Source organism: Pseudarthrobacter sp. MM222, from assembly GCF_947090775.1.
GTDB lineage: Bacteria > Actinomycetota > Actinomycetes > Actinomycetales > Micrococcaceae > Arthrobacter.
The window spans coordinates 2,930,422-2,942,979 of record NZ_OX352321.1 but is presented as its reverse complement, the minus strand read 5'-3'; the positions used below and the strand labels follow the sequence as shown (position 1 = coordinate 2,942,979).

Here is a 12,558-nt window from a genome sequence, read left to right as displayed (position 1 = left end):
AAAGAACCCCCAGGAATCCAGTGGATTCCAGGGGGTTCCTGGCTGTGCCCTCGATTGGAATCGAACCAACGACCTTCTGCTCCGGAGGCAGACGCTCTATCCCCTGAGCTACGAGGGCAATCAGGGGCCCTGCCGTTACCGGCGGGACGTCCTAGAGCTTAGCAGGAAGGAGGGCCCCAAGGGAAAATCGGCGCGTTCATGTCGCGTGGAGCGCCCTTCCCGAAGGCGGTTCAGTAGCCCGCGAAGGAATCCACGTGAACCCTGCGTGCGCCGGCCGCCCGCGCGGCGCCGCGGAGCGAGCGGACGCTGGCCGGCGAACCGGAAACCAGGACTGTCCGGTCGCCGATGTCCGGCACGAGCGCCTTCAGGGCCTCCCCGTCGATCCTGCCCCTCCCGGCATCCTGCATGAACGACGGCGGCGCCGAACCGTCCGCGAGACGGGCCAGGATCCGGGCGCCGGAGCGTTCCAGTTCCTCGGTGTAGGCGAGCTCCCCGGCGTTTTTGGCGAGATACAGCAGCACAACATCCCGCTCCCGTGCTGCCCCCGCGGCAAGCTGGGCCAGGAAGGGAGTGATGCCGATGCCGGCGGCAATCAACAGCACCGGCGACGCCGGATCCCGGGGGAGGACAAAATCCCCGCCCACGGTCGTCGCGGTGAGTTCGGCGCCGCGTTCCAGGGTCATGAGCGAATGCTTGGCGGAGGACAGCGGCTCGGCCGTTCCGACGCCGATCCTCAGCACCGGGGAGCCCGGCGCGCTGGTGAGGCTGAAGACCCGGCGGCGGCCCTTTCCGTCGTGCTTGCCGCCCGCCTTGTCAGTGGGCAGGTGCAGTTCGAGGTACTGGCCAGGGCTGAAGCGGACGGGACGTTCCGGCTGGAAGCTGAATTCCGTCGTCGTCGGGGTCAGCGGCCGGGAGCCCTCGAAGCGGAGCCGGACGCCGCCGCGCTGTCCCGCGGCGAAGGCCAGGGCGTTACCCACCAGCAACGCCAGCTCGGGGGAATTGGCGATGAAGCCCAGGTTATAAGGGATGGCGAAAAGCAGCCCGACGACGGCGCCAAGCGCCAGCTGCTGCCAGCGCCGCGGCGGCAGGGTGAGCGGCTCCGTGAGCATGAAACCGACGAAGAAGAGCACCGGCCGTTGGGCCAGCGGCTGCCACAGTGCCTCGCTGAGGGCAGCGCCGGACCGGATCAGCTCCAGCGCCACGATGGACACGGCGACCACGGTGAATACGGCCGCCATGAGCAGTTTTCGCACCCGGTACAGCACCAGCAGCACGCCCGGCAGCAGCAGCCACAACATGGCGGGGGTGGCCGCCCACCAGGTGGCGATGTTCAGTCCGGTCAGCCCGGTGATGAAGGCGCCGGCCGCCGCCGGATTGAAGATATGGCGGCCACGCCAGGCGAGCGCGTACTTGGAAGCGGAAGCGAGCACGCAGGCCAGCGCCACGCCGGCGAGGTCCAGCAGCTGGATCCCGGCGGAAAACTGCGTCGGCCAGAACAGGAAGTACAGCAGAAGGCCGGTGATCAGGGACGACTCGCTGTGCGGCTGCACCCGGAACAGCGCGGCCAGCACGCGGTTGGAGCCGTACGTCAGGGCGAGGCAGAGCGCCAAGTGAGCCAGCATCTCCGGCAGCCCGAAGGTCAGCCAGCCCAGCACGTTCAGCAGCATGCTGTAGGCGGCGAGCACGGCAAGGACCCAGAGCACCAGCCGGTACATCGTGAGCCGGCCCAGCGCGGTGTCCAGGCGCGAGCCGATGGGAGTCGAGATAACGGCGGTCATGAGAACAGCGCTCCTTCAAAATCGGCCGAATACTCCGCGTGTCCGTCCGAGTAGACGGTCAGCCAGGAAAACTCGAACTCCTCCCGCAGCCGGGCTCCCTCAACAAAAAACAGGGCCGTGGCCAGTGCATCTGCCAGCATCGCGGTGCCGGCCATGGCCCAGCTGGCCACAATGGTGTGCACCGGCGCTCCCGTGGTGCCGTCCAGGACGTGGTGCAGCCCGTCGCCCCAAGTGCGCCGGTTCGCCGCGGACGCGCACAGGGCGCCCGCGCCAAGCATCACGACGCCGATGGCGCGGGAAGCGTCATACGGATGTTCCAGGGCCACCTCAACCGGGGCGGTTCCGGGGTTCAGCAGGTCCCCGCTGGCGTCGATGAAGTGGTCGGTGATCCCGCTCGCGAGGAGCTCTGCGGAGAGCAGATCAGCCAGCTGGCCCTTCCCGGCGGCACCGACGTCGATCACGACGGCAGCCCGGGTGGTCAGTACCGTCCCGTCCCACTCCAGCGCGTCCTCCCAGTGGGGGGCGGCAAGCGGAGGCCCCTCAGGGCGCAGCGAATAACCGGCGCCGTAGCCGAGGTGCGCCAGGCTGCCGCCGATCAGCGGGGTCATGGCGCCCTTGCTGAGCCGGTACAGCGTCCCGTAGAGCGGGCCAAGGTCGGCGGCCCCGGCAGGGAATTCATAGCTGCCCGGCTGACTCGCTGCCCTGGCGACCAGCGAGTCCGGCCGGAAACGGGACCAGGCGGCGTCGTAATCCGCTACGACGCCAAGCAGCCGCCGGCGGTGCCCGTCGGCAATCGGGGAGGGCGTGGAAATCTGCCAACGGGTACCGATCCCGTCGAAACTGAAATCAGTCCAGCCCGGATGGGCCACCTGGCCTCCCTTACCGCCGGGCCGCCGGCCGGCTATGCGGCATCGGTCTTGATCTTTTCCACGGCCTGGTTGAAGCCGCCGCTGGTGAGCGAAGAACCGGCCACCTTGGAGACCTTGATCTCATCGAGTTTCTTGCCGACGATCTGCGCCTTGATGCCGCTGGCGAACTCGCCCTGGAACTTTTTGGTGTTCGGGTTGGAGGGATGCGGTGTGATTACGACGTCGGACACGGCCCCCCCGGCCAGTGTCAGCTGCACGCCGACAGTCTCCTGGCCGTTCGGTGACACGTAGTTGCCGTCGGCGGAGTAGGTGCCGTCCTTGTAGTTGCCGGCGGGGGCTGCGGCTGCCGCCGAAGTTGCGGGCTGGGTGGCGGGTGCGGGGGTGCCCTGCGCCCCGGGGGCGCAACCGGCGGCGGTCCCGGCCAAGGACAGGCCGGCGATGCCGACGAGGACGTTTTTGCGGAGGGAGGTATGCATGCCGCGACTCGTTTCGATAGTGGATCGGTGGGGCAGTAACTCAGGGGGTCGCCAGGTCCGGCCGGCTACAGACTTCCGCCGGCTACACCCAAGACAACGTTTCCTTCAGCGTAATGGTTCACCTTGGACGCAGACTTGGAAAACCTTGAAGTATTACCCCGCATGGCCGGGCCGTCTTCCCGGGCGCGAAATTCCGCCGGACTGCGGGCCGACGGTAGGCTAGAGCCGTGACCCCAGAAGAACTCTCCCTCGCCATTTCCGCCTGCCTGAAGGACGCCGTCGCCGCCGGTGAAATCGGGCTTTCCGCATCCGACGTCCCGGATGAGGTGCGCGTGGAGCGGCCGAAGAACAGGGACCACGGCGACTGGGCCACCAACATCGCCCTCCAGCTGGCCAAGGCCGCCGGCACAAACCCGCGGGAATTTGCCGCGGTCCTCAGCGCCCGGCTGAAGTCCATCGACGGCGTCTCGGCCGTCGATATCGCCGGCCCCGGATTCCTTAACATCACCGTGGACGCCGCCGCGGCCGGTGCTCTCGCCAGGGCGATCGTCGAGGCAGGACCGGCCTACGGCACCAACGCCGCGCTCGCAGGCCACACGGTCAACATGGAATTCGTCTCCGCCAACCCCACCGGGCCGCTGCACATCGGGCACACCCGCTGGGCCGCCCTGGGCGACTCGATCGCCCGCGTGCTCCGGGCCTCCGGCGCGGAGGTCACGGCCGAGTACTACGTCAACGACGCAGGCTCGCAGATGAACGTTTTTGCCCACTCGGTGCTGGCCCGGATGCACGGCCGCAGCGTCCCGGAGGGCGGCTACCCGGGCGAGTACATCGCGGATCTGGGCCATGAGGTCCTGACCCAGCACCCGGACATCCGCGAACTCACCGACGTGGCCGCGCTGCCGGTCATCCGGGGCGCCGCCTACAAGGCGCAGCTGCACGACATCAAGCAGACCCTCGCCGGGTTCGGCGTCGACTTCGATGTGTTCTTCTCCGAACAGGAACTCCACGACGCCGGAGCGATCGAAGATGCCGTGGCGCGGCTCCGCGAACAGGGCCACGTCTACGACGACGGCGGCGCCGTCTGGCTGCGCACCACGGACTTTGGGGACGACAAGGACCGGGTAATGATCCGCGCGAACGGGGAACCGACCTATTTCGCCGCCGACGCCGCCTATTACCTGTCCAAGAAGGACCGCGGCTACACCGAGAAGATCTACCTGCTCGGGGCCGACCACCACGGCTACATCCACCGGCTAAAGGCAATCGCAGCCGCAGCCGGCGACGACCCCGAGGTCAACATCGAGGTCCTGATCGGGCAGCTGGTCTCCGTCAACGGCGCCAAGCTGTCGAAGCGGGCCGGTAACATCATCGAGCTCAAGGACCTCATCTCCTGGCTGGGCAAGGACGCGGTCCGCTACTCGCTGGCGCGTTTCCCGGCCGACTCGCCGCTGACCCTGGACCCGGAGCTGCTCAAGAAGCACAGCAACGAGAACCCGGTCTTCTACGTCCAGTACGCCCACGCCCGGTCCCGCGGCACGGCCCGCAACGCGGTCGCGGCCGGCGTCGAGCGCCGTGTTGACGGCAGAGACAGCTTCGACGCCTCGCTGCTGGACCACGCGACGGAAAACGAGCTGCTGTCCTACCTCGGAAGCTACCCCTCGATTGTCGCCAAGGCCGCCGAACTCCGCGAGCCGCACCGGATCGCCCGCCACCTGGAAGTCATTGCCGGCGCCTACCACCGCTGGTACGACGCCTGCCGCGTGGCGCCGCAGGGCGAGGAGCCCATCACCGACGTGAACCGTACCCGGCTGTGGCTCAACGACGCCACCAGCCAGGTGCTGGCCAACGGACTCGACCTGCTGGGCGTCTCGGCGCCGGAACGGATGTGACTGTCATGACCGAAAACGCGCCAAACTCAGCCAGCGCCGCCTCCCCGCTGGCCCCCGAATGGCTCCAGGTCCCCGCGGACCTGAACGTGCTGCATGAGCCGCTGTGGGCCGCGGGTGTGGCACGGAACGACGACGGCGAACTCGCCCTCGACGGCATCCCGGTCAGCGAGCTCCAGCGCCAGTTCGGCACGCCCCTGTTCGTGATGAGCGAGAACGACTTCCGCGCCCGCGCCCGGGCCTTCAGCGACGCGTTCAATGACGCCTTTGCCGATATCTGCGGGGGAGTGGACGTCTACTACGCCGGGAAATCCTTTTTGTGCACCGCCGTGGTCCGCTGGGTGGAGGAGGAAGGGCTGCGCCTCGACACCGCTTCGGGCGGGGAACTTGCCGTGGCGGCGCGGGCCGGGATCCCCGGCGCCGACGTCGCGCTGCACGGGAACAACAAGTCCGACAGCGAGATCCACCGCGCCCTGGACATGAAACTGGGCCGGATCGTCGTGGACAGCCTGGCCGAACTCGACCGCGTGGCCAAGATCGCAAATGCCCGCGGCGAGACGGCGAAGGTCATGCTGCGGCTCACGCCCGGCGTGCACGCGCACACCCACGAGTTCATCGCCACTGCGCACGAGGACCAGAAGTTCGGCCTCTCCATGGCGCCGGACTCCACTGAGGTGGCCGGCCTGTCCGCGGCCGAAGAAGCCGTCGCGGCGGCCTCGGGGTACGGGAGCGTTGAGCTGCTGGGCCTGCACTGCCACATCGGCTCGCAGATCTTCGAGCCGGACGGCTTCGCCCTCGCGGCCGAGAAGCTGCTGGACTTCCTTGCCGCGATGCAGGCCAAGTACTCGATCGTGCTCCCGGAGCTGGACCTGGGCGGCGGCTACGGCATCGCCTACACGCCCGTGGATACCCCGCGCCCCGCCGCCGAGATTGCGCAGGCGATGGCCGCCGTCGTCCGCTCCAAGTGCGCAGAGCTCGGCATCAGCGCACCGCGGATTTCGATCGAACCGGGCCGCGCCATCGTGGGTAGCTCCACGTTCACGCTGTACGAAGTGGGCACCCTCAAGACCGTGCGGGTGGACGCCCCGGCCGCCGGAACAGCCGGAACAGTCGAAACCGCACCGGAAAACGTTACGTACCCGCGCCGGTATGTGTCAGTGGACGGCGGCATGAGCGACAACGCCCGCCCGGTGCTCTATGACGCGGATTATTCGGCAATTGTGGCCTCCCGCACCTCGGAGGCGGCTGCACAGCTGGCCCGCGTAGTGGGCAAACATTGCGAGAGCGGCGACATAGTTGTTAGAGATGTATATCTGCCCGAGGACGTGGCAGCCGGTGATCTGCTCGCTGTACCGGGGACCGGCGCCTACTGCTGGGCCCTGTCCAGCAACTACAACTATCTGGCCCGGCCGGGCGTTGTCGCTGTGCGCGATGGATCTGCCCGGCTCATTGTCCGCGGGGAAACCGAACAAGATCTGCTGAACCGCGACATGGGAGTCTGAATGACCGAATTGCGAACCCTGAAAGTAGCCCTGCTGGGCTGTGGCAACGTTGGGGCCCAGGTTGCGCGGATTCTCATTGACGACGCCGAGTCGCTGGCCTCCCGCACCGGGGCCCGGCTTGAGCTGAGCGGGATCGCCGTCCGCAACGTCGATGCCCCCCGCGACGTCGAACTGCCGCACGAACTGTTCACCGCCGACGCCGAGACTCTCGTCAAGGACGCCGACGTCGTGATCGAACTGATGGGCGGCATCGAGCCGGCCCGCAGCCTGATCCTCAGCGCCTTCCGTCACGGCGCCTGCGTGGTCACGGGCAACAAGGCCCTGCTCGCACTGGACGGCCCGACGCTGTACGAGGAAGCCGACAAGGCCGGCGTCCAGCTGTCCTACGAGGCTGCCGTGGCCGGGGCCATTCCCATCCTGCGCCCGATCCGGGACAGCCTGTCCGGTGACCGGATCACCCGCGTGCTGGGAATCGTCAACGGCACCACCAACTTCATCCTGGACCAGATGGACTCCACCGGGGCCCAGTTCGCCGATGCCCTCGCCGAGGCCCAGCGCCTCGGCTACGCGGAGGCCGACCCGACGGCCGACGTTGAAGGCCACGACGCCGCCGCCAAGGCCGCCATCCTCGCCTCGCTCTCCTTCCACACCCGCTTCGCGCTCGAGGACGTCTACTGCGAGGGCATCAGTTCAGTCAGCGCGGCGGACATCGCCGCCGCGAAGGACGCCGGGTTTGTGATCAAGCTGCTGGCGATCGCCGAGAAGCTCCCTGCCGCAGGCACGGACACAGATGGAAAGCCGGGCGTTTCCGTGCGCGTGCACCCCACGCTGCTGCCGCGCGAACACCCGCTCGCCGCCGTCCGCGGGGCGTTCAACGCCGTCTTCATCGAGGCAGAAAACGCCGGTGAACTCATGTTCTATGGCCAGGGTGCCGGCGGAACACCGACGGCATCGGCCGTGATGGGTGACCTCGTGTCCGCTGCCCGCAGGCTGGTCCTCGGCGGCCCCGGCCGGACCGAAACGACCACCGGCCACGTCCCGGCCCTGCCCATCGACGCCGCCATCACCAGCTACTACATCGGACTGGACGTCGCGGACCAGCCCGGCGTTTTGGCCAGGATCGCCCAGCTCTTCGCGGAGCACGGCGTCTCCATCGAAATCATGCGGCAGACCATCCACCGCGACGCAGACTCCAAGGTGGAGTCGGCGGAACTGCGGATCGTCACCCACCGCGCAAGCGAGGCTGCACTGGCAGCCACCGTCCAGGCCGTCAAGGGCCTGGACGTTATCAATTCCGTTACATCCGTACTGCGGGTAGAAGGAGTCTAAGTGGCTCACCAATGGCGCGGGGTCATCCGCGAATACGCCGAACGTCTGCCTGTCACCGAGGCCACGAAGGTGATCACCCTCGGCGAGGGCGGCACGCCGCTGGTCCACGCCCGGAAGCTCTCCGAGCTGACCGGCAGCGACGTCTACCTCAAGGTCGAGGGCATGAACCCCACCGGGTCCTTCAAGGACCGCGGCATGACCATGGCCATGACGGCGGCCGTCGCCTCCGGCGCCAAGGCCGTGGTGTGCGCCTCCACCGGAAACACCTCCGCTTCCGCGGCCGCGTACGCGACGGCCGCAGGACTGCAGTGCGCCGTGCTGGTGCCCGAGGGCAAGATCTCGCTGGGCAAACTGAGCCAGGCGATCGCGCACGGCGCCACGCTGCTGCAGGTCGACGGGAACTTCGACGACTGCCTCGACATCGCCCGCAAACTGGGGGAGTCCTACCCGGTGTTCCTGGTCAACTCGGTGAACCCCGCCCGGATCGAGGGGCAAAAGACCGGCGCGTTCGAAATCGTTGACTCCCTTGGCGATGCCCCCGACATCCACGTGCTCCCGGTAGGCAACGCCGGCAACATCAGCGCGTACTGGAAAGGCTACAAGGAGTACTCCGCGCCGTTCGAGTCGGCCACCGCCGGCACCCTGGCGCCGGTATCCACGAAGACCCCCATCATGTGGGGCTTCCAGGCCGCCGGCGCGGCACCTTTCGTCGCCGGCCACCCGATCACCGAGCCCGATACCATCGCCACGGCGATCCGGATCGGCAACCCGGCCTCCTGGGACACCGCAGTGGCCGCCCGGGACGAATCCAAGGGCCTGATCGAGGCCGTGACGGATGAGGAAATCCTCTCCGCCCACCGTTGGCTGTCCGCCCGTGAAGGCGTGTTCGTGGAACCCGGCTCTGCCGCCGGTGTGGCGGGGCTGATCAAGAAGCACGCCGCCGGCGAAGTCCCCGTCGGAAAGACCATCGTCATCACGGTCACCGGCCACGGCCTGAAGGATCCGCAGTGGGCCCTGCGCACCGAGGACGGCAGCGACGTTGAGCCGGTCAAGGTCTCCAATGACGTGGTCACCGTTGCCGCAGCCCTGGGACTGGAAGAAAAGTAGCCTTGGAAACCACCCTCACCGTCCCGGCCGAGTTCCCCGCCGACACTCCGGCAGTCCTGGCCGGCCAGCTGGTGACCGTGCGGGTGCCGGCCACCAGCGCCAACCTCGGCCCCGGCTACGACAGCCTGGGGCTGGCGCTTTCGCTGCATGACACCCTCACCGTGGAGACCCTGGCCAGCGGTGAGCTCGAGTTCGAACTCAGCGGCGAGGGTGCCGCAACGCTGCCGCGGGACGCGAGCCACCTCGTGGCTAAGGCCGTTACCGAGGCGCTGCACCGCCTGGGCTTCCGGCATGAGGGATTGCGGATCACGGCCGAGAACGTCAATCCGCACGGCCGCGGGCTGGGCTCGTCGGCCTCGGCCGTCGTCGCCGCCGTAACGGCGGCCAATGCGCTGGTTCCGGCGGCGTCCCGGCGCACCAAGGACTGGATCCTGCAGCTGACCAGCGAGATGGAGGGTCATCCGGACAACGTCGCACCGGCGATTTTCGGCGGACTGGCGCTGTCATGGCAGGACAGTGACCAGTACAGCAGCACCTGCGCGACCGTAGCGGCCTCGGTCATTCCGGTCGTAGCAGTGCCTGATTTTGAGCTGTCCACCGAAGCGGCCCGCGCGCTGCTTCCTGCCTCCGTAGGGCACCACGCCGCGGCCATGAACTCTGGCCGGGCGGCCCTCCTGATCCACGCGCTCACGCAAAAGCCCGAATTCCTGCTGCCCGGCACCGAGGACTACCTGCACCAGAGCTACCGGGCGCAGGCAATGCGGCCCAGTGCCGAGCTGATCGCAGTGCTGCGGCGCGCCGGCCACGCCGCCGTCGTGTCCGGAGCGGGACCCACCGTGCTGGTTCTTGCCAATGGCGAAGCGGAAGCCGGGAGGATCGTCGACCTCATCGGCTCCCATACGGCGGGCAACACGCCGGAAGTGGCCTGGCGTGTGATGAAGCTGGCCGTGGACGTCGAAGGTGCTAAAGTGGAAGTGCACCGGCAGTAATCACGCAGGCGGTAAATTCGGCAACTGTTTATAAGACCGCGATGTTGGCCTAGTTGTCTTTCTCATCTTTCACTGCGCAATATTTTCCGGTGCCACCTGCTTTTGGTCTGATGCAGGATTCAGCAGAAACTACCTCTGCCCCCTCAAGTGTCAGCCCGCCGTTCATTAATTTTCGAACGCGCCAGGTGTAAGCAACCACCCGGCCGTGCTGGCAGAAATCCATCCGGCAGGGCCGAAATCCCGGCTGCAGATCTGAACTGCAGCCCAGATCAAATCATCGCGTCCAGCTCCTAGTCTGGACGCCGTCGAGGGGGAAGGATCCTTCGTGACCGAAACCACTGAGCTGTCTTCAGCTGTGGAAACATCATCTTCTGCTGCCGGATCGTCAACGGCAGCACCCGCCAAGAGCAGTGGCCTCGCCGGCCTCAAGCTCGCCCAGCTGCAGGCACTTGCCAGCCAGCTGGGTATTTCCGGCGGATCCCGCATGCGCAAGGGTGATCTGGTCTCAGCCATTTCCGCCCACCGCGCAGGCACCCCGGTGAGCAAGGCTCCGGCCCGCGCCGCAGAAACGGCCAGCGACAACGGCAGCGTTGCCCAGGCAGCGGCCCCCGCCGCAGCCCCGGAAGCCGCTGCCGATTCCGAGGCCCCTGTCCAGGAAAACGCCCGGGCCCGAGGCCGTGGCCGCAGCCGCCGTGCAGGCAGCGACGGCGTCATCACGGCTCCTGCCGCCGAGGCTCCGGCTGCCGCAGCTCCCGCAGCCGAGGCCGCTCCTGCCGAGCAGGCAAGCGAAGGCAGCGACCGCACCCGCCAGCCGCGTACCCGTAACCGCCGCCGCGGCGAGTCCGCAGGACAGAGCACAGCGCAGTCCACAGCTCAGGCCCCCGGGCAGAACGCAGAGCAGCAGGCCGCAGGCCAGGGCTCCGTAGCAGTCGAGGCCCCGGCCGAGCAGCCTTCCGGCGATCAGCGCCAGGCCGAGCGGACGGAGCAGCGTTCCGAGCAGCGCCAGGCCGAGCGCACGGAGCAGCGCGCCGAACAGGGCAGCGACGACGGCCAGCGCCGCGACAATGCCCGCACCCGTGGGGGACGCGACAGCGCAGACACCCGCGAGACCGCAGGCAGCCGCGACACCGCCGGCCGCGACAACGCCCGCGACACCGATGACAGCGACGGCGGCAGCCGCCGCAACCGCCGCAACCGGCGCGACCGCAACGACCGCTCGGGTACGCAGGACAGCCGCGACGGCCGCGACAGCCGTGACAGCCGCGACAACACCTCCCGCAACGACCGCTTCCGCGACCGCAACGACCGCCGTCGGGGACGCGCCCAGGGACCGGACGTCGATGACGTCGAGGTCACCGAGGACGATGTCCTGCTGCCCGTCGCCGGTATCCTCGATGTGCTGGAGAACTACGCGTTCATCCGCACTTCCGGCTACCTGCCGGGCCCGAACGACGTATACGTGTCCCTCGCCCAGGTCAAGAAGTACAACCTGCGCAAGGGCGACGCCGTCGTTGGCGCCATCCGTGCACCCCGCGAAGGCGAGGACCGCAGCCAGCAGTCGGCCCGCCAGAAGTTCAACGCCCTGGTCCGCATCACCTCGGTCAACGGCAAGACCCCCGAGGAACTCAAGGACCGCGTCGAATTCGCGAAGCTTGTCCCGCTGTACCCCTCCGAGCGCCTGCGCCTCGAGACGGATCCCAAGAAGATCGGGCCCCGCGTCATCGACCTGGTTGCCCCGATCGGCAAGGGCCAGCGTGGCCTGATCGTCTCGCCGCCGAAGGCCGGCAAGACGCTCATCCTGCAGTCCATCGCAAACGCCATCACCACCAACAATCCTGAGGTCCACCTCATGATGGTGCTTGTTGACGAACGCCCCGAAGAAGTCACGGACATGCAGCGCACCGTCAAGGGTGAGGTCATTGCCTCCACCTTCGACCGTCCCGCCGACGACCACACCACGGTCGCCGAACTTTCCATCGAGCGCGCCAAGCGCCTCGTGGAGATGGGCATGGACGTCGTCGTGCTCCTCGACTCGATGACCCGCCTGGGCCGCGCCTACAACCTGGCAGCACCGGCCTCCGGCCGCATCCTGTCCGGTGGCGTGGATTCCGCAGCGCTGTACCCGCCCAAGCGCTTCTTCGGTGCCGCCCGCAACATCGAAAATGGCGGCTCACTCACCATCCTGGCAACCGCTCTCGTCGAGACCGGCTCCAAGATGGACGAGGTCATCTTCGAAGAGTTCAAGGGCACCGGCAACATGGAACTGCGCCTGTCCCGCCAGCTCGCGGACAAGCGCATCTTCCCGGCCGTGGACGTCAACGCGTCCGGTACCCGCCGCGAGGAAAACCTGCTTTCCCCCGAGGAAGTCAAGATCATGTGGAAGCTGCGCCGGGTCCTGTCCGGACTCGAAACGCAGCAGAGCCTTGAACTGCTGACCAACAAGATCCGGGAGACCCAGAGCAACGTCGAGTTCCTCATGCAGGTGCAGAAGACGACGCTTGGTGCGAAGTCCGATAACGACAAGTAGCTGGGTCCAAGGCGGGGTGCCGGAAATCTCGCGCGGTTAGCCGTGCGGGATTCCGCCCCCGCCTTCGCCGTTCGGTTTTTGCCGCCCCCGCC

General features: G+C 67.7%; 9 protein-coding genes and 1 tRNA gene. 6 read left to right on the top strand and 4 right to left on the bottom strand.

The annotated features are described in order from the left end of the window. Positions 1-45 precede the first annotated feature (45 nt). The 4 genes from OM977_RS13405 to OM977_RS13390 all read right to left on the bottom strand — a co-directional run bounded on the left by OM977_RS13405 (position 46) and on the right by OM977_RS13390 (position 3,123). Positions 46-118: transfer RNA gene (locus OM977_RS13405), tRNA-Arg, on the bottom strand. Between the two features lie 112 nt (positions 119-230). Continuing rightward, the gene (locus OM977_RS13400) at positions 231-1,778 is read right to left on the bottom strand and encodes an FAD-dependent oxidoreductase (RefSeq protein WP_264354429.1); all 1,548 of its coding nucleotides are present in this window, start codon (positions 1,776-1,778) and stop codon (positions 231-233) included. Continuing rightward, positions 1,775-2,647 carry an FAD:protein FMN transferase gene (locus tag OM977_RS13395; RefSeq protein ID WP_264354428.1) on the bottom strand — a complete coding sequence of 291 codons (873 nt, stop codon included), beginning with the start codon at positions 2,645-2,647 and terminating at the stop codon, positions 1,775-1,777. The genes OM977_RS13400 and OM977_RS13395 overlap by 4 nt, the downstream gene beginning before the upstream one ends. Before the next feature lie 32 nt (positions 2,648-2,679). Continuing rightward, positions 2,680-3,123: an FMN-binding protein gene (locus OM977_RS13390; protein WP_264354427.1), complete on the bottom strand. Its 444-nt coding sequence runs from the start codon at positions 3,121-3,123 to the stop codon at positions 2,680-2,682. 227 nt (positions 3,124-3,350) lie between these two features. Between OM977_RS13390 and argS the strand changes: the two genes are divergently transcribed. The 6 genes from argS to rho all read left to right on the top strand — a co-directional run bounded on the left by argS (position 3,351) and on the right by rho (position 12,466). Next, positions 3,351-5,015, top strand: coding sequence for an arginine--tRNA ligase (gene argS, locus OM977_RS13385; RefSeq protein WP_264354426.1), 1,665 nt, complete (start codon positions 3,351-3,353; stop codon positions 5,013-5,015). 5 nt (positions 5,016-5,020) lie between these two features. Further along, on the top strand, positions 5,021-6,514 hold the full coding sequence (lysA, locus tag OM977_RS13380) for a diaminopimelate decarboxylase (RefSeq protein ID WP_264354425.1): 1,494 nt from the start codon (positions 5,021-5,023) through the stop codon (positions 6,512-6,514). Then, positions 6,515-7,843, top strand: coding sequence for a homoserine dehydrogenase (locus OM977_RS13375; protein ID WP_264354424.1), 1,329 nt, complete (start codon positions 6,515-6,517; stop codon positions 7,841-7,843). Then, on the top strand, positions 7,844-8,950 hold the full coding sequence (thrC, locus tag OM977_RS13370) for a threonine synthase (protein WP_264354423.1): 1,107 nt from the start codon (positions 7,844-7,846) through the stop codon (positions 8,948-8,950). It abuts the gene before it with no gap. Between the two features lie 2 nt (positions 8,951-8,952). Then, positions 8,953-9,939 (top strand): homoserine kinase, encoded by a 987-nt coding sequence (gene thrB / locus OM977_RS13365; RefSeq protein WP_264354422.1) that lies wholly within the window; start codon positions 8,953-8,955, stop codon positions 9,937-9,939. A 325-nt stretch (positions 9,940-10,264) separates the two neighbouring features. Then, positions 10,265-12,466 (top strand): transcription termination factor Rho, encoded by a 2,202-nt coding sequence (rho, locus tag OM977_RS13360; RefSeq protein WP_264354421.1) that lies wholly within the window; start codon positions 10,265-10,267, stop codon positions 12,464-12,466. The last annotated feature ends 92 nt before the right edge of the window (positions 12,467-12,558 follow it).